The sequence below is a fragment of the Novosphingobium meiothermophilum genome (genome assembly GCF_003171715.1).
In the GTDB taxonomy this organism is placed as follows: domain Bacteria; phylum Pseudomonadota; class Alphaproteobacteria; order Sphingomonadales; family Sphingomonadaceae; genus Novosphingobium; species Novosphingobium meiothermophilum.
In genome coordinates, this window is the sequence record NZ_QGHL01000020.1 from 190899 (window position 1) to 207825 (window position 16927).

The following is a 16927-nucleotide window of genomic DNA, read 5'->3' on the forward strand; positions in this document are numbered from 1 at the left end:
GAATCGTCAGAAGCGAAGGCCGACGCCCACCACTGCCGCATCGCTGTCGCGCAGCAGCGCGTTGTCAGCGAAGAAGTGGCGATATTCGACCTTGCCATAGAACTTGCCAAAACCGTGCTGATAGCCCGCGCCCAGCGACCAGGCACCATCGCACAGATCGCACGATTCGGTGTTGTAGCCACCGATGCCGTAAAGCTTGCCGTTATCGTTGATCTTGACACCAGCGCGGCCGTTGAAGCCGAACGTCACCTTCGTTCCGCCCTGAAGCACCTTGTCGGCCGACACTTCTGCGCCGACGAACGCGGTCTTGCCGAGATCGAAGTCATAACCAGCGGCAATGCCGGCGATCGCTTCGGTGTTGGTGCGGTCCCACACGACGCCGCCACGCGATTCAATGCGGGCTTCGTTGGCGAGAGCCGGAGTTGCCGCAACGAGCGAAGCGGCAAGCGAGAGAAGAACCAGACGCATAGTTTTTACTCCTGACTTTTTGGCCCCTTCTGTGCCGGGGGCGAGGGTCAGGTAGGTAGAAAATCCTGCATCTACAATGAATGAGAAACAATCGTGAAGATGACATTGGCGACATGTGACAATTTTGTCACATTACCATTCTTCAGCAATTGTTCCGTTTGATATTTTTTCTTGTCATTACTTAAGCACGAAAAGGCGGCTCCTTTCGGAACCGCCTCCACGACGTTGCAACGCCCGCCTACTGCGCCGCGCCTTGCCCGAAGATGAACGGGCCAGCAAGGCTGTTGTCTCAGGGAAGGAACGCTCTCCTGCCCGAAAGGGTTCCATGCTCGGAATCTGGACAAGCGCCGCGCCCTCTGCCAAGCGGCATGGCCATGAACGCGCAAACTCCGAACAGCTTCCGCAATCAGCCAGACGAGCGCGGCCACTTCGGCCAGTTCGGCGGGCGCTACGTTGCCGAAACGCTGATGCCGCTGATCCTCGATCTGGAAACCGAATACCGCAAGGCCAAGGCCGACCCGGCATTTCAGGCCGAGTTCGACGATCTGCTTGAGCACTACGTGGGCCGACCCAGCCCGCTCTATTTTGCCCCCCGGCTGACCGAGGAATTGGGCGGCGCACAGGTCTGGTTCAAGCGCGACGAGTTGAACCACACGGGCGCACACAAGATCAACAACTGCATTGGGCAGATCCTGCTGGCAATCCGCATGGGCAAAACCCGGATCATCGCCGAAACCGGCGCGGGCCAGCATGGCGTGGCCACGGCCACGGTCTGCGCGCGCTTCGGCCTGCCCTGCGTGATATTCATGGGCGCGACCGACGTTGAACGGCAGAAGCCCAACGTGTTCCGCATGAAGCTGCTGGGTGCAGAGGTCGTGCCTGTCACCGCAGGCGCTGGCACGCTGAAAGATGCAATGAACGAAGCCCTGCGCGACTGGGTGGCGAACGTCCACAACACGTTCTACATCATCGGCACGGCCGCAGGCCCGCATCCTTACCCGGAACTCGTCCGCGATTTCCAGAGCGTGATCGGCAAGGAAGCCCGCGCGCAGATGCTGGCCCGCACCGGTCGCCTGCCTGACCTGCTGGTGGCAGCAATCGGCGGCGGATCGAATGCCATCGGTCTGTTCCACCCGTTCCTTGACGATGCCAGCGTCAGGATGCTCGGCGTCGAGGCGGCGGGACATGGACTGGACAGGGAACATGCCGCCAGCCTGGCGGGCGGACGCCCCGGCATCCTCCACGGCAACAAGACCTACCTGCTTCAGGACGAGGACGGCCAGATCATCGAAGGCCACTCGATCAGTGCCGGCCTCGACTATCCCGGCATCGGTCCTGAGCATTCATGGCTGAAGGAAATCGGCCGTGTCGATTACACGTCGGTCACCGACACCGAAGCGCTTGATGCCTTCCAGCTTCTGTGCCGTACCGAAGGCATCATCCCGGCGCTTGAACCCGCCCACGCCATCGCGGCGGTGAAGAAGGTCGCGCCCACTATGGGCAAGGATCAGATCATCCTCGCCAACCTGTGCGGACGCGGCGACAAGGACATCTTCTCGGTAGCCGAACATCTTGGAGTTAAACTCTGATGTCGCGCCTCTCCAGCGCCTTTTCCAAGGGCCGTCCTGCCCTTGTCACCTTCGTCACCGGAGGCGATCCCACACCCGATGCCACGGCTGCGATTCTCGACGCGCTTGTCGAAGGCGGGGCCGATGTCATCGAACTGGGGATGCCCTTCACCGATCCCATGGCCGATGGCCCGGCAATCCAGCTCGCGAACCTGCGCTCGTTGGGAGCAGGCACCAAGACCGCCGACATTCTGGCGATTGCTACTGCGTTCCGCGCGCGTCATCCGGAGGTGCCACTGGTGCTGATGGGCTATGCCAACCCGATGACGATTCGCGGGAGCAACTGGTTTGCCGCCGAATGCGTGAAGGCCGGGGTCGATGGCGTCATCTGCGTCGACATTCCGCCGGAAGAAGATGCCGAGCTTGGTCCTGCGCTTCGCGCAGCGGGCATATCGCTAATTCGTCTTGCCACACCTACGACAGACCATGCGCGGCTTCCGGCGGTGCTCGAAGGGTCTTCGGGCTTTCTCTATTATGTCTCGGTCGCCGGGATTACCGGGATGCAGCAGGCGGCGCAGGCATCGATCGACGAGGCGGTGGCAAGGATCAAGCAATCCGCGACGATTCCCGTCGCCGTGGGCTTCGGCGTGCGCACGCCTGAACAGGCTGCCGCGATTGCGCGGGTGGCGGATGGCGTCGTTGTCGGCTCGGCGCTGGTCGATCTCGTCGCAAAACACGGCACGAATGCCGCCGGGCCAGTGAAGGAACTCACCGCCGCGCTTGCCAATGCCGTCCACTCTGCCCGCAAGGGCGCTTTGTAAGGATATTCCGGGCATGAGCTGGCTCAACAAGGTCCGCAACGCGCTCCCCTTCACGCCGAAGCGGGATACGCCGGACAACCTGTGGATCAAATGCCCTTCGTGCAGCGAAATGCTGTTCACCAAGGAATACGAGGAAAACCTTTCGGTCTGCCCGCATTGCGAGCACCATGGCCGCATCGGCGCCGATGCACGGTTCAGCCAGTTGCTCGACCCCGGCTATGAACTGCTGCCCGCGCCCAAGGTCAAGGAAGACCCGCTCAAGTTCCGCGACAGCAAGAAGTATGTCGATCGCCTGAAGGCCGCCCGCGCCGCCAATCCTCATCCCGATGCGCTGACCAACGCATTGGGCCGGATCGAGGGACAGAAGACCGTCGTCGGCGTGCAGGACTTCGCCTTCATGGGTGGTTCGATGGGCATGGCCGTGGGCAATGCCTTCGTCGCTGGATGCGCGCGCGCGGTGCAGGAAAAGTGCCCCTATGTGGCCGTCACAGCAGCAGGGGGTGCGCGGATGCAGGAAGGCATCCTCAGCCTCATGCAGATGCCGCGTTCAACCGTGGCGATTGCCGGTCTGCGCGCTGCCGGTCTGCCCTACATCGTGGTGCTGACCGATCCGACCACGGGCGGCGTCACGGCCAGCTATGCCATGCTGGGCGACGTGCAGATTGCCGAGCCCGGCGCGCTGATCGGCTTTGCCGGACAGCGCGTGATTCAGGACACGATCCGCGAGAAGCTGCCCGAAGGGTTCCAGCGTGCCGAATACCTGCATGCCCACGGCATGGTCGACATGGTCACACACCGGCGTGATCTGAAAGCCACGCTGGCGCAGGTCATCGACTATCTGATGGCGGGCAAGGCAGCCGCCTGAACGGGCACCCGCCGTGAAGGACTTCGCCATATCCGACAATCCGGCGGTTCAGGCCCAGCTTGACCGCCTCGGCGCGCTGTCGCTGCCATCCGGTCGGCTTGGTCTTGATACGGTGCGGGCACTTTGCGCGCGGGTGGGTGATCCGCAGAACCATCTCCCGCCCGTTTTCCATGTGGCGGGCACGAACGGCAAGGGTTCAACGTGCAGCTATCTGCGCGCCATCCTCGAAGCCGAAGGGCTGACAGTTCACACCGCCACCAAGCCGCATCTTGTGCGCTACAATGAGCGTATCCGCCTTGCAGGCAAGCTGATCGGAGACGATCTCCTGGCGGCCTTGCTCAAGGAAGTGCTCGATGCGGCGGAAGGACTGGAACCGAGCTTCTTCGAAGTCACGACCGTTGCCACCTTTCTTGCCTATGCGCGCACGCCAGCAGACGCCTGCGTGATCGAAACCGGCCTTGGCGGGAGGCTCGATGCGACCAACGTGATGCCCACGGCGGCCGTCTGCGGCATTGCCACGCTGGGGTTCGATCACGAAGCCTTCCTGCTGGCGCCGGAAGATGGCGTGCCGACCGAACCACTGGCCCGCATTGCCTTCGAGAAGGCCAGCATCGCCAAACCCGGCGTGCCGCTGGTGACAATGGCCTATCCGCAGGTGGCCGCCGATTCGGTAGCAGCAACGGCCGCGCGGATCGGCGCGCCGCTTTTCATGCGCGGGCACGAGTGGCACGCCGTGGCCAACGACACGATCCTCTATCGTGATGTTGCGGGCGAAATCGAACTGCCGCGGCCTGCAATGCCCGGCACCCATCAGACAGATAATGCCGCGCTTGCCGTGGCCATGATCCGGCATCAGACCGCCGTGCGCGTTTCACCGGGAGCCATGGCCAAGGGCATTGTTGAAGCACGCTGGCCAGCACGGCTTCAGCGTCTTGGAAAAGGCCCGCTGACCGCGCTGACAGGAGTTCGCACTGTCTGGCTTGATGGCGGACACAACCCCGATGCAGGCTTGGCCATCGCGCGCCACCTTGGTTCGCAGCCGCCTGTGCACATCATCATGGGGATGCTGGCGAACAAGGATCCATCGGCAATCCTCAAGCCGCTGGGAAACCATGCGCTGTCGATCTCGGTCGTCCCCGCCCCCGGCCATGAAGCGCACAAGCCAGAAGACTTTGCGCCCTTTACCGCCCTGCCCGTGCGTAGCTTCTCCGCCGTTCCCGAAGCACTGGCCGCCCTGCCGTCCGAAGGCGACGTGCTGATCGTTGGCTCGCTCTATCTTGCCGGTGAAGTGCTGCGGCTCAATCAGGAAGTGCCGGACTAACCGGTCTGCTCTCCCGCCGTTCCCATGGCGGCATCGACAAGCCCGCTGCGCCCCATCCACCAGAACAGCGCAACCCCCGGCAGCGCCAGCACGGTGGTCAGCACGTAGAAGTTGACATAGCCCATGCTCTCGATCAGCGCGCCCGCCGTAGCGCCCGTGGCAAACCTTCCGACCACGCTGGCGCTGGCGGAAATCAGTGCATATTGCGCCGCGGTATAGCGCAGGTCGCACAGTGCCGAAAAATAGGCGACAACCACCACGCCGCCATAGCCGGAAGCCGCGTTTTCAAAACCAATCGCAGCGGCCATGCCAAGATTGGAATGGCCTGCCGCAGCCAGCGCCGCAAAAGACAGGTTCGAAACCGCCATCAACACGAGCGCCAGAAGGACCGAGTGCTTCAACCCGATCCGGGCATAGACGATCCCGCCCACGAAAATGCCGATGAGATAGGCCCAGAAACCTACGCCCACGTCCCAGATCGCGATTTCATCGTTGGTGAAGCCGAGATCGTTGAACAGAAGGCGAAAAGTGAGGTTGGCAAGCGTATCCCCAACCTTGTGGACAAGGATGAACAGCAGCACGAGCCACGCACCGTTGCGGCGAAAGAACTCACCGAAGGGGCCGATGATCGCACCGATCACTTCAGACACCCCCTTGCGTGCCGCTGGTTCACGGTGCCGGGCCGGTTCGCCCAGAACAAGCGCCGTGAGCATCGCAGGCAGGGCAAAGAGCGCGCAGGCCATGTAGGCCGCGCCCCACCCCGTCCGGGCCGCCACGATCAGCGCCAGAGCACCTGCACCAGCCGAACCGATGCGCCAGCCATACTGGCTCATCCCTGATCCCGTGCCGAGCTGGTAAGGCTTGAGTGTTTCGATCCGATAGGCATCGATCACGATGTCGAAGGTCGCGCCGGCAATGCCGACGAGAATGGCGGCCAGCACGGTGGCACCTATGTCGGCAGATGGTTCAACCAAAGCCAGATTGAAGACTGCGGCGATGACCAGCACGCCGGAAAGCACCATCCATGAAACCCGCTGGCCCATCCTGCCCACTATCGGAAGCCGCACGCCATCCACCACCCAGGCCCAGAACACCTTGAGGTTATAAACGAGGAAAGCCAGCGTGAAGGCGGTGACGGTCTTCTTGTCGATTCCATCCTGCGCCAGCCGGGTGGTCAGGGTCGCGCCGATCATCGCATAGGGAAAGCCCGAAGATACGCCGAGAAAGAAGGCGGCAAGCGATTCTTTTTCAAGGTAGGGCCTGACTGACCCAAGAAGGCTGCGCTGGCCGGAAGTGTCTGCGCTCATCGAGGCTGTTGCTCCATCTTTGCTGGCGGCAGACTAGCGGCCAATTCATCGCGCGCCAGAGCCCAATGCCACCAGGGGTGACGGATTGCGCGTTTGCGCGTAAGGGCTGGCCCATGACTTTTCCCCCGAAGAACAGGACCGGCCGATCGGGACGACCCGCCGCTCCCGCCAGAAAGCCCGCGTCGGCACGCAGCAACGCGCCGCGAGGCCCACAACCGGCTGCTCCGGCAAAGCGCGCGCTGGCGCAGGATGGCTCGGAACGCGAAGGCGATCGCATTGCCAAGCTGCTCGCCCGCGCGGGCATTGCCAGCCGCCGCGAGGTCGAGCGGATGATCGAGGAAGGGCGCGTGAAGATCGGCGACGAGGTTGTCACCACGCCTGCCACCCTGCTCAAGACGCTGAAGGGCGTGAGCGTTGACGGCAAGCTCGTCGGCCCTATCGCCGCTCCCCGCCTCTATCGCTTCCACAAGCCCGCGGGCCTTATCACGGCCGAGCGTGATCCCGCAGGCCGTCCGACGATTTACGCCGCGCTGCGCAACGCCATGCCCAAGGATGCACCGCGCGTAATGCCGGTGGGCCGCCTCGACGTGAACACGGAAGGGCTGCTGCTGATGACCAATGACGGCGAGTTGAAGCGCGCGCTGGAACTGCCCTCCACCGGCATCCCGCGCACCTACCGCGCGCGCACTTTCGGCGACATCAGCCAGAGCCGTCTGGAAGAGCTGATGGAAGGGATCGAGATCGAGGGCATCCGCTATGGCCCCATCGATGCCAACATGGAACGTCGGACCGGTCGCAACCAGTGGATCGAACTGACACTTACCGAAGGGAAGAACCGCGAAGTGCGCCGGGTGCTGGAGCATCTGGGCCTTCAGGTCTCGCGCCTGCTGCGCACGCGCTATGGCCCCTTTGAACTCGCCGATCTGCCGCGCGGCGCGGTCGAGGAAGTGCCACAGGTTCAGGTCGAGCGCTTCCGCAAGACCCTGAAGAACGCCTGATGGCAGTTGGCAGACAATCGAGGATCAATAGCCGAGAGATGAGGATCATCGCAGGAGAGTGGCGCGGTCGCCCGCTGCGCGCGCCAGAGGGTGACACCACCCGCCCCACCGCAGATCGCACGCGCGAAACGCTGTTCTCGATGCTGAACAGCCGTCTTGGCAGCTTCGATGGGCTTGCCGTAGCCGACCTTTTCGCCGGGTCAGGCGCTCTGGGTCTTGAAGCGCTCTCACGCGGTGCGGCAACGGCCCTCTTCGTCGAACAGGATCCGGCTGCCGTGCGCACGATCCGCGCGAACATCGCGGCCCTGCGCTGCGCCGCGAAATGCGATGTCAGGGCCGCGTCGGTGCTCTCGCTCGGTCCGGCCAAGCAACCGCTTGATCTTGTCATGCTCGATCCGCCCTACGGAACCGGCGCGGGCGCGGTTGCCATCGACCGGCTCGTCAGGCTGGGCTGGATTGGCGAGGCAACGTGGATCAGCCTTGAAACCGCCGCTTCCGAAGTGCCGGATGTGCGCGTGTGCGAAGTCGATGCATCGCGCAAGGTGGGCAAGGCGCTGCTAACGCTGATGCGGCTGAAAAGCTAACCCTTCAGCCTTGGTGCGAAGAGGACACCGCCAAGTGTCATGGCGCCTGCCAGCGTCAGGAACAGCCCCACATATGCCGTGCCGCCAATGCTGGCGAGCCATGCGGCCGCAAAGGGAGCAAGCGCGCCGCCGATGATCCCGCCCAGGTTGAACGCCACCGAAATACCGGTGTATCGCACCGCGACGGGATAGAGCGTGGGCAGCCATGCCCCCAGCGGTCCGTAAGCAAGGCCCATGACGAACAGCGAAGCGGCCAGCGTGGCAAACACGACCGGCAGCGATGCCGAACCAAGGCCAGGTCCGAACACCAGTCCGACCAGCACCGTCAGCCCCGCGCCCGTGCCCAGCACGACCTTTGCCGAAGCCTTGTCGGCCCAGTATCCTGCAACGAGAATCCCCAGCGCCAGAAAACTGTTTGCGCCAAGCTGGAGAGCAAGGAAATCCTGCTTGGCATAACCAAGACGGGTCGTTGCGAACGAAAGCGCAAAAGTCGTGGCAAGGTAGAAAATCGCGAAACAGGCAACCACCCCGGCAATTCCGGCCAGAACCGCCGCAGTGTGTCGGCGCATCAGCAACCCCACCGGCACGCGCGGCGGCGGTGCCTTTTCCAGTGCTTCACGAAAGGCCGGAGTTTCTCCGATCCTCAACCGCACCCACAGGCCCAGTCCCACCAGCAGCGCGCTGGCAAGAAAGGGAATCCGCCAGCCCCACGCGGCGAAATCCGCATCAGACAGGGTCCGGCCCAGCAGGAGGAATAGCCCGTTGGCGAAAAGAAACCCCAGCGGCGCTCCCAGTTGCGGGGCGCTGCCGAAACGCGCCTCCCACCCGCGCGGCGCATTCTCCACCGCCAGCAGTGCCGCCCCGCCCCATTCGCCGCCAAGCCCGAAGCCTTGCCCGAAGCGAAGCAAACACAGCAGCGCAGGCGCGATCCATCCGGCCATCGCATAAGTGGGAAGAAAAGCGATAAGCAGGGTCGATCCGCCCATCAGCATGAGCGAGGCCACAAGCGTTGACTTGCGCCCCACCCTGTCGCCGAAATGCCCGAACGCGATTGCGCCCACCGGCCGGGCGAAGAAGGCAAGGCCAAAGGTCATGAACGACAGCAGCGTCTGCGCAGTCTGCGATTCGCTGGGAAAGAACAGGGGGCCGATCACCAGCGCGGCAGCGGTCGCATAGATGTAGAAATCGTAGAACTCGACCGCTGTGCCCACCAGACTAGCCGTCAGCACGCGCGCATTGCTCTTCAACGGACTCAAGCGTGCCCCTCCCCTCATGATGACCGCGCCACTCGCCCAGGCATAGCCGCATTCCCCTAGGCCCGCGCCGTGCAAATCCTAAGACCCTTCCCATTAGGCGGTGTCAAATGCGGAATGCTCAGCAAAGGTTGCGCCAATGATTGCATGGTTTGCCAATGATGCGCCGATACGGCGAAAGTTCGACACGCTGCGCTGGCTTCACCTCGCAATCGTTGCGCTTTCGGGCGGAGCGCTGCTCTGGATCGACCTGGGAGGCGGCAACTGGCCCGCGATCATGTTCCCTGCCGCCTCGGTCGTGCTCACGCTCATGCTCGTGACCTATGCCAAGAGGCTGATCTGCGATCCCTATGTCGCCACGGTGGAGCGCTTGGAAGCGCTGGCCGCGGGAGATCTGGAAAGTCCGGTGCAGTTCACCTCTCACGGTGATTGCGTCGGCCGCCTGGCGCGGGCGATGGCGGTATTTTCTGCCAATGCCCGCAAGGTGCGTGAAAGCAGTGAAGAACGAAAGCTGATTGTCGAGGAACTGGGCACCGCCATAGATGCACTGGCAAAAGGCAATCTTGCCCGGCGGATCGAGCGAGCCTTTCCCGGCGAACTCGATACCTTGCGCACATGCTTCAATGCTGCCGTAACGGCGCTGTCCGACGTGATGAATGCGGTATCCGCTTCGGCAAACTCGATCGACACCGGCGCGGGCGAAATTCGCGCGGCATCCGATGATCTGGCCGTGCGAACCGAACAGCAGGCAGCCCGGCTCGAAGCGGCGAGCGCCGCGATGCAGCAGGTGACGGAACTCGTCCGCGGCAATCTGGGCAGTGTTGCCGAAGTGGAAAGGTCGGTCGCACATGCCCAGCATGAGGCGGAACATGGCGGCACTGTGGTGGAAGACGCCGTAGAGGCAATGCATCGCATCCAGAAGTCGTCGCAGGAAGTCGGCCAGATCAGCAGCGTGATCGATGGCATCGCCTTTCAGACCAATCTGCTTGCCCTGAATGCCGGGGTCGAGGCGGCCAGAGCCGGCGACGCTGGCAAGGGGTTTGCGGTGGTCGCAAACGAAGTGCGCGCGCTCGCGCAGCGATCGGCCGATGCGGCAAGGGAAATCAACCAGCTAATCACCACTGCTTCGCAAGAGGTGGACCACGGGGTGAAGCTGGTCGGCGATACGGGCCGGGTTCTGGGCGATATCGTCAGCCGGGTCAGCAGCGTCAACACGCTTACGGCCACCATTGCAGCAGCGGCAAACCGGCAGGCTGCAATGCTTGAGGAAGTCAACGATACGGTTCGCGAACTCGACCGCATGACCCAGCAGAATGCCGCCATGGTTGAGGAAAGCACTGCTGCCGCACGCAATCTCGCAGGCGAGGCAATGGAGCTTTCAGGGCAGGTTGCTCGTTTCGGAACAGGCATTGCGAAGCGGCCACAAAACGTCCCGGCAATCGTTTCCCAGCGCTTAAAACAACCAGTTGCCCGCAGTCAGGGCAATTCCGCTCTGGCCATCAGCGAGGATGAAGACTGGAGCGACTTCTGAATGACGACGGCCTTCCGCTCGTCGGCCGCCTTTCCGATTGCGGCAGGGGATTTTGATCCCTATCTGTTCGCGCATGTCCCTTTCCGTTTCCGACCACTCCGAAGCCGGGCCCGCCTGGCTGCAAGCGCTCAATCCGCCGCAGCGTGAGGCGGTCGTCACGACTGAAGGACCGGTTCTCATGCTGGCGGGCGCGGGAACCGGCAAGACCGCTGCGCTCACCGCCCGCCTGGCAAACCTCCTGCGCCAGCGGCTTGCCTGGCCCAGCGAGATCCTGTGCGTGACTTTCACCAACAAGGCCGCTCGCGAAATGCGCGAACGGGTGGGGCATCTTATCGGCCCGGCAGTGGAAGGCATGCCGTGGCTGGGCACGTTCCATTCCATCGCCGCAAAGATGCTGCGCCGCCACGCCGAACTTGTCGGCCTGCAAAGCAATTTCACGATCATCGACACGGATGACCAGCTGCGCCTCTTGAAGCAGCTTATCGTAGCCGAAGGCGTGGACGAGAAGCGCTGGCCCGCCCGGCAACTGGCGAGCCTCATCGACCGCTGGAAGAACCGCGGCCTCAACCCGGCCGATCTCGATTCGCTGGAGAATGAGGCCTATGCGAACGGAAAGGGGCAGCGATTCTATGCGCTCTACCAGAACCGCCTGCGCGATCTGAACGCCTGCGATTTCGGCGACCTGCTGTTGCACATGCTGGGCATCTTCAGACGTGAGCGCGAAGTGTTGGAAATGTGGCAGCAGCGTTTCAAATACGTGATGGTCGACGAATATCAGGACACCAACGCCGTGCAGTATCTGTGGCTGCGCCTGCTGGCCCAGAACCGCAAGAACATCTGTGTGGTGGGTGACGACGATCAGTCGATCTATTCATGGCGCGGGGCGGAAGTTGCCAACATCCTGCGGTTTGAAAAGGATTTTCCGGGCGCCAGGGTAATCCGGCTCGAACAGAACTACCGCTCCACCCCGCACATCCTTGGGGCGGCATCGGGCCTGATCGCGGAGAACTCGGAACGCCTCGGAAAGACGCTGTGGACCGAGGTTGACGGCGGCGACAGGGTGCGCGTGATCGGCGTGTGGGACGCTCCGGAAGAAGCTCGGCGCATCGGTGAGGAGATCGAACGACTGGAGCGCGAGGGCGCCCCGCTCGATCGCGTCGCCATCCTCGTACGCGCCCAGTTCCAGACGCGCACCATCGAAGACCGCTTCATCCAGATCGGCATGGGCTATCGCATCGTCGGCGGCTTCCGCTTCTACGAACGCGCCGAAATCCGCGATGCACTGGCCTATCTGCGCCAGATCGCCAGTCCGCAGGACGACCTTGCCTTTGAACGGATCTACAACACGCCCAAGCGCGGCCTTGGCGACAAGACGCTGGAAAAGCTGCACCGCCATGCCCGGAAACGCGGCATCCCGCTCTCGCTCGCAGCGGTTGAAATCCTCGACACCGACGAACTTGCGGTCCGCGCCCGCAATACCCTTGCCGCTCTGATGCGCGATTTTGCCCGCTGGCGCGAAGCGGCAAAGCTGTTGGTGCCGGCAGAGCTTGCCCGCACGATCCTTGACGAAAGCGGCTACACCGCCGCGCTTCAGGCCGAGAAGACCGCAGAGGCCGCAGGCCGCCTTGAAAACCTTACCGAACTTGCCCGTGCGATGGAGGAATACGAGACGCTGGGAGACTTCCTCGAACACGTGAGCCTGGTCATGGACAACGAGGCGGCGGCCGAGGAAGACAAGGTCACGATCATGACCATCCATGCCGCCAAGGGGCTGGAGTTCGACAATGTCTTCCTGCCGGGTTGGGAGGAAGGCGTGTTCCCCTCACAGCGCTCGCTGGATGAAGGCGGGCTGGCTTCGCTGGAGGAAGAACGCCGCCTCGCCTATGTGGCAATCACCCGCGCCCGTAGGCGCTGTACCATCCTCCACGCCGCCAACCGCCAGATCTATGGCCAGTGGACCAGTTCCATCCCCTCGCGCTTCATCGGCGAACTGCCTGCCGAACACATTGAGGAAGAAACCACCCTTTCGGGCGGCGCATCAATGTGGCGCGCCAACTGGAGCGAGCGCGACGATCCTTTCAGCCATGTCGCTCAGGCCGGCACCGGACGCGCCGCCTCACGCGGCCCCGGTTGGCAACGGGCCGCCGCCCAACCTTTCACCCCCTCCCCACGCCGCATTGCCGAACCCACCCGCAGCGCCGCCAGCTTCGCCGCCAAACCGCGGGACGATATCGGCGTCGGGGCGCGCGTGTTTCACGAAAAGTTCGGCTACGGCACGGTGGCCGGGCAGGAAGGCAACAAGCTGGAGATCGACTTCGAAGGCACGGGCCGCAAGCGCGTGATCGACAGCTTCGTCAAAACGGCAGTCTGATGGCCGCGTGACACGGCGCAGACTGTGCCGGGATCAAAGCGCTGAGACTGCAAGAAATTCAGGAATGGGGCCGTTCCAATCGCCGGGCTTGGATGGCGGTTCCGCCTGATCTTGACGGGTCTGTCCACGCCGGACGTCCTGCCGGACCTGACGCTCAGGACGCGCCTTGCGTTCTTCGGGTCTCGAACGCGCATCATCATCTTTGGACCGGTTACGTCCGTTCGCGCGCTTTGGCTCTTCGGTGGTCAGCGCAGGCTTGTTCTCACGCGCGGGCCGTTCGTCCTTGCCCGGCAATTCCAGCTTGAACTCCGGGATCTTCGTTCCCTGTAGCTTCTCGACGTTCTCGATCGATTCGAGATCCTCATCGGAAACCAGCGTGAAGGCGCGTCCCGTGGCACCGCCGCGCCCCGTGCGTCCGATCCGGTGAACATAATCATCAGGGTGCCACGGCGTGTCGAAATTGAACACGTGGCTCACGCCCTTGATATCGAGTCCGCGGGCCGCGACATCGGATGCGCACAGGATGTTGACCTCGCCATCCTTGAAGCGCTGCAGTTCCGCAAGCCGCTGCGACTGGTCCATGTCACCGTGGATTTCGCTGCTGGCAAATCCGTGGCGCTGGAGCGACTTGTTCAGTTCGCGCACGGTTGTCTTGCGATTGGCGAAGATGATCGCGGTCGAAACGTTGTCAGTGCGCAGCAGGTGACGCAGAACCTCACGCTTCTGCCGGGCCGAACATCTGACCTTGTGCTGCGCGATGTTCGTGTTCGTTGCCGCAGGACGCGCCACTTCAATCGACTTGGGGTTAGAAAGGAACCGGTCAGCCAGCTTCTTGATCGGTGGCGGCATCGTGGCCGAAAACAGCAAGGTCTGGCGCGTGGTCGGCAGCTTCGAACAGATGTTTTCGATATCGGGGATGAAGCCCATGTCGAGCATGCGGTCGGCCTCGTCGATCACCAGCATCTCGCAACCCGTGAGCAGGATCTTGCCGCGTTCGAACAGGTCCATAAGGCGGCCCGGCGTGGCGATCAGCACGTCGACGCCTTCGGAAAGCGCCTTGACCTGATCGCCCATCTGCACGCCACCGATCAGCAGCGCCATCTTCAGATCGTGATTCTTGCCGTATTTCTCGAAGTTCTCGGCAACCTGTGCGGCAAGTTCGCGCGTCGGTTCAAGGATGAGCGAACGCGGCATCAGCGCGCGACGGCGGCCATGAGCGAGAATATCGATCATCGGCAGCACGAAACCGGCTGTCTTGCCCGTCCCTGTCTGGGCGATGCCGATGATGTCCTTCATCATCAGCACTGCCGGAATGGCCTGCGCCTGAATTGGCGTCGGCTCGTCGTAGCCGGCATCAAGCACCGACTGGAGCAATTCATCCGAAAGGCCGAGATCGGCAAACTTCATGCAATGGCCTTCATGCGGGGCACTTCATGCAAAGGGGCACTTCATGCTGGGAAAATCCGAAATCAGGCCACCAACCGTTGCCTGCGCAAACCGGAGCGCCAGTCAAAAGGAGCGCTGCCTGTTTCTCATGCGCGCTATGCCGACATGGCCGAAAAAGTCAAGAAATCCGCGCATGGCGCAGCACCCGTATCGGCGGTTGCGTCAATCCTCGTCGGGCACGAGTTCGCGCATGCCTGTTATGGCGCAGTTCGCACCTGCACGGGAATGGATGATGTCGCGCCCGGCGCAAAGCTGTCCGTCTTCGCTGCGTTCGATGTAGAAACCGGAATAAAAGTCGCGGGCATGGCAGCTCTTGTCGAGTCTTGCTCCAATGAGCTTGCGGTTGCGCATCACCAGCAGGAGACGGTCACTGGATTCGAGCTGCACACCGGCAATATCGGCGATTGGCTGACATTTGGGCGCCTTGCGTTCATAAAAGCGCGGCGGTTGCAATGGCGTCTGCGGCTGCATCGGTGGCGGTCCCAATGGTGCTCCCAGCATTTGTCCGGGAAAGCGTGGCGCGATCCTGATGATCATGCGCTGTTCGATCCGCACCTGGTTCCATGTCCAGTCAGCCAGACTTTGCGCGAAAAACGGCGCATAAGCGTTTGACGAGCTTGCCCTCACGGCCCCCAGAGGCGGTTCCGACGGAATTGCCGCTGCGCCAAAGCCGTCCCGCTCCATCCGCGCCACGCTCTCGTCCTGCAACGGGTTCAGCCGATCGACCGGCATAGCCGTGACGGACAGCAGCATCCCGATGGGAAAGAAGAGATGGGAAAGCGTGGACATCTGTTCGAGCTGTTACCCTGATCGACCCCTGATGCGGAGATTCGCCTGACCGAAACTGCGCAGCCCGCCTTGCGTGCTTTAGTTTGTGTGCTTGAACCAGTGCTTAACCCCACGGCAATCAAAAATGAATTGCTCTTGGCGCTGGCTCGCAATAGCCGATGCGCATGAGCGATGCGTTTCTTGATGAAGCGGCCCGCCTGCTGGGGCCGAAAGGCTGGACTACCGACGCGGAGTTGATGGAACCGTGGCTGACCGACTGGCGCGGCCGCTTCACCGGCAAGGCGTTCGGCATGGCATCTCCAGCATCGACGGAGGAACTGGCCGCGCTCGTCCGCCTATGCGCAAAGCACAAGGTGCCGCTGGTGCCGCAAGGCGGAAACAGCGGAATGTCGGGAGGTGCCACGCCTTCGCCTGCGGGGACAGAGATCATCGTATCGATGCGGCGCATGAACCGCATCATCGCCATCAACAATGCCGATCGCACGGCGATCTGCGAAGCCGGCGTCATCCTGCAAACGCTCCACGAAAAGGCTTCTGAGCACTCACTGCGCTTTCCTCTCACTCTTGGGGGCAAGGGGTCTGCCACGATCGGCGGTTTGATCTCCACCAATGCCGGCGGAACCCAGGTCTTGCGCCATGGCTCGATGCGCGCGCTGGTTCTGGGCATCGAAGCGGTTCTGGCGGATGGTTCTGTCCTCGACCTGCTGACACCGCTCAAGAAGGACAACCGCGGCTTCGACCTGAAGCAGTTGCTGATCGGATCGGAAGGAACGCTTGGGCTGGTCACGACCGCGACAGTCAAACTGGAGCCGGCAATGGCCGGGCGCTGCGTCATCTGGGCGGGGACGCGATCGCTGCACGATGCCCGTGCGGTTCTGCTCCTGTTTGAATCTGCCGCAGGCGCAATGCTCGAAGGATTCGAAGTGCTTCCCCAGCACAGCCTTGAGGCCGTGCTCGCCTATAGCCCGGCAGCGCGGGCACCATTGGCGGGCAAGCACGAATGGCATATTCTCGTCGAACTCGTGGCAAATGATGGCGATACCGCCAGCCGCCTGCCCGAAATTGCCGAAAACCTGCTGGCCAAGGCGCTGGAGCGCGATCTCATCGTCGATGCGACCATTGCAGCCAACGAAGATCAGGCCGAACGGCTCTGGCTGCTGCGGGAGACGATTTCGCCTGCCGAGCGTGCCATCGGCCCTGCCATGCAGCACGACATATCGGTGCCGGTGGACAAGATGCCTGCCTTTGTCGAAGCCATCGTGCCCTTGATCGAGGCGCGTTGGGCCGGGACGCGCGCTGTCTGCTTCGGCCATCTGGGAGATGGCAACGTGCACTTTCACGTCATCGCACCTCCGGGAGCCGACCGCGTGCTGTGGGAAGCCCATGACGGCAAGGCAATCAGCGCACAGGTTCACGACATGGTGAGCGCATGGGGCGGCTCGATCTCGGCCGAGCACGGCATTGGTCAGCTCAAGCGCGATGAACTGGCCAGACTTGCCGATCCGGCCATGCTGGCCACCATGCGGGCGGTCAAGCAGGCCATGGATCCTGCAGGGCTGCTGAACCCCGGAAAGCTGATCTAACCCGGCTTGCGCCCCATTGCGC

The 16927-nt window shown here is 62.7% G+C and carries 14 protein-coding genes; 9 read left to right on the forward strand and 5 right to left on the reverse strand.

Annotated elements, in window-relative coordinates; translation table 11 throughout:
• Positions 1 to 6: 6 nt before the first annotated feature.
• Positions 7 to 468, reverse strand: coding sequence for an outer membrane protein (locus DKM43_RS15705; protein ID WP_109799434.1), 462 nt, complete (start codon positions 466 to 468; stop codon positions 7 to 9).
• Positions 469 to 842: 374 nt separating this feature from the next.
• Here DKM43_RS15705 and trpB point away from each other — a divergent pair, with 374 nt between their 5' ends.
• Genes trpB through DKM43_RS15725 form a run of 4 tightly spaced genes read left to right on the forward strand, consistent with a single transcriptional unit; the run spans position 843 to position 5043 of the window.
• Positions 843 to 2057, forward strand: a complete 1215-nt coding sequence (gene trpB, locus DKM43_RS15710) for a tryptophan synthase subunit beta (protein WP_109799559.1) — start codon at positions 843 to 845, stop codon at positions 2055 to 2057.
• Positions 2057 to 2857 (forward strand): tryptophan synthase subunit alpha, encoded by an 801-nt coding sequence (gene trpA, locus DKM43_RS15715; protein ID WP_109799435.1) that lies wholly within the window; start codon positions 2057 to 2059, stop codon positions 2855 to 2857. The genes trpB and trpA overlap by 1 nt, the downstream gene beginning before the upstream one ends.
• Positions 2858 to 2870: 13 nt before the next feature.
• On the forward strand, positions 2871 to 3722 hold the full coding sequence (gene accD, locus DKM43_RS15720; RefSeq protein WP_109799436.1) for an acetyl-CoA carboxylase, carboxyltransferase subunit beta: 852 nt from the start codon (positions 2871 to 2873) through the stop codon (positions 3720 to 3722).
• 13 nt (positions 3723 to 3735) lie between these two features.
• A complete protein-coding gene (locus DKM43_RS15725) occupies positions 3736 to 5043 on the forward strand; it encodes a bifunctional folylpolyglutamate synthase/dihydrofolate synthase (protein WP_109799437.1) in 1308 nt (435 codons plus the stop codon).
• On the opposite strand, the gene DKM43_RS15730 is transcribed toward DKM43_RS15725, so the two are convergent.
• The gene (locus tag DKM43_RS15730; RefSeq protein ID WP_109799438.1) at positions 5040 to 6350 is read right to left on the reverse strand and encodes an AmpG family muropeptide MFS transporter; all 1311 of its coding nucleotides are present in this window, start codon (positions 6348 to 6350) and stop codon (positions 5040 to 5042) included. The two genes, DKM43_RS15725 and DKM43_RS15730, sit on opposite strands and share 4 nt — an antisense overlap.
• Positions 6351 to 6463: 113 nt before the next feature.
• Between DKM43_RS15730 and DKM43_RS15735 the strand changes: the two genes are divergently transcribed.
• Together DKM43_RS15735 and rsmD are read left to right on the forward strand one after the other, a co-directional pair.
• Positions 6464 to 7348 carry a pseudouridine synthase gene (locus tag DKM43_RS15735; protein WP_109799439.1) on the forward strand — a complete coding sequence of 295 codons (885 nt, stop codon included), beginning with the start codon at positions 6464 to 6466 and terminating at the stop codon, positions 7346 to 7348.
• A gap of 38 nt (positions 7349 to 7386) precedes the next feature.
• Positions 7387 to 7932 carry a 16S rRNA (guanine(966)-N(2))-methyltransferase RsmD gene (rsmD, locus tag DKM43_RS15740; protein ID WP_109799440.1) on the forward strand — a complete coding sequence of 182 codons (546 nt, stop codon included), beginning with the start codon at positions 7387 to 7389 and terminating at the stop codon, positions 7930 to 7932.
• Here rsmD and DKM43_RS15745 read toward each other — a convergent pair.
• Positions 7929 to 9206: an MFS transporter gene (locus DKM43_RS15745; RefSeq protein ID WP_109799441.1), complete on the reverse strand. Its 1278-nt coding sequence runs from the start codon at positions 9204 to 9206 to the stop codon at positions 7929 to 7931. The genes rsmD and DKM43_RS15745 overlap by 4 nt on opposite strands.
• A gap of 118 nt (positions 9207 to 9324) precedes the next feature.
• Between DKM43_RS15745 and DKM43_RS15750 the strand changes: the two genes are divergently transcribed.
• The gene (locus DKM43_RS15750) at positions 9325 to 10716 is read left to right on the forward strand and encodes a methyl-accepting chemotaxis protein (RefSeq protein WP_109799442.1); all 1392 of its coding nucleotides are present in this window, start codon (positions 9325 to 9327) and stop codon (positions 10714 to 10716) included.
• Between the two features lie 73 nt (positions 10717 to 10789).
• Positions 10790 to 13087: an ATP-dependent helicase gene (locus tag DKM43_RS15755; RefSeq protein ID WP_109799443.1), complete on the forward strand. Its 2298-nt coding sequence runs from the start codon at positions 10790 to 10792 to the stop codon at positions 13085 to 13087.
• Between the two features lie 33 nt (positions 13088 to 13120).
• Here DKM43_RS15755 and DKM43_RS15760 read toward each other — a convergent pair whose 3' ends face one another.
• Positions 13121 to 14494: a DEAD/DEAH box helicase gene (locus tag DKM43_RS15760; RefSeq protein WP_109799444.1), complete on the reverse strand. Its 1374-nt coding sequence runs from the start codon at positions 14492 to 14494 to the stop codon at positions 13121 to 13123.
• A 201-nt stretch (positions 14495 to 14695) separates the two neighbouring features.
• Complete coding sequence (locus tag DKM43_RS15765; RefSeq protein ID WP_145960536.1) at positions 14696 to 15322, reverse strand: hypothetical protein; 627 nt, start codon at positions 15320 to 15322, stop codon at positions 14696 to 14698.
• 158 nt (positions 15323 to 15480) lie between these two features.
• On the opposite strand from DKM43_RS15765, the gene DKM43_RS15770 reads away from it, so the two are divergent.
• On the forward strand, positions 15481 to 16905 hold the full coding sequence (locus DKM43_RS15770) for an FAD-binding oxidoreductase (protein WP_201739893.1): 1425 nt from the start codon (positions 15481 to 15483) through the stop codon (positions 16903 to 16905).
• The last annotated feature ends 22 nt before the right edge of the window (positions 16906 to 16927 follow it).

Excerpts from the sequence above, each read along its gene's own strand:
- DKM43_RS15705 (WP_109799434.1), bottom strand. The coding sequence starts at position 468 with ATGCGTCTGGTTCTTCTCTCGCTTGCCGCTTCGCTCGTTGCGGCAACT.
- trpB (WP_109799559.1), top strand. The coding sequence starts at position 843 with ATGAACGCGCAAACTCCGAACAGCTTCCGCAATCAGCCAGACGAGCGC.
- trpA (WP_109799435.1), top strand. The coding sequence starts at position 2,057 with ATGTCGCGCCTCTCCAGCGCCTTTTCCAAGGGCCGTCCTGCCCTTGTC.
- accD (WP_109799436.1), top strand. The coding sequence starts at position 2,871 with ATGAGCTGGCTCAACAAGGTCCGCAACGCGCTCCCCTTCACGCCGAAG.
- DKM43_RS15730 (WP_109799438.1), bottom strand. The coding sequence starts at position 6,350 with ATGAGCGCAGACACTTCCGGCCAGCGCAGCCTTCTTGGGTCAGTCAGG.
- DKM43_RS15735 (WP_109799439.1), top strand. The coding sequence starts at position 6,464 with ATGACTTTTCCCCCGAAGAACAGGACCGGCCGATCGGGACGACCCGCC.
- rsmD (WP_109799440.1), top strand. The coding sequence starts at position 7,387 with ATGAGGATCATCGCAGGAGAGTGGCGCGGTCGCCCGCTGCGCGCGCCA.
- DKM43_RS15745 (WP_109799441.1), bottom strand. The coding sequence starts at position 9,206 with ATGAGGGGAGGGGCACGCTTGAGTCCGTTGAAGAGCAATGCGCGCGTG.
- DKM43_RS15750 (WP_109799442.1), top strand. The coding sequence starts at position 9,325 with ATGATTGCATGGTTTGCCAATGATGCGCCGATACGGCGAAAGTTCGAC.
- DKM43_RS15755 (WP_109799443.1), top strand. The coding sequence starts at position 10,790 with ATGTCCCTTTCCGTTTCCGACCACTCCGAAGCCGGGCCCGCCTGGCTG.
- DKM43_RS15760 (WP_109799444.1), bottom strand. The coding sequence starts at position 14,494 with ATGAAGTTTGCCGATCTCGGCCTTTCGGATGAATTGCTCCAGTCGGTG.
- DKM43_RS15765 (WP_145960536.1), bottom strand. The coding sequence starts at position 15,322 with ATGTCCACGCTTTCCCATCTCTTCTTTCCCATCGGGATGCTGCTGTCC.
- DKM43_RS15770 (WP_201739893.1), top strand. The coding sequence starts at position 15,481 with ATGCGCATGAGCGATGCGTTTCTTGATGAAGCGGCCCGCCTGCTGGGG.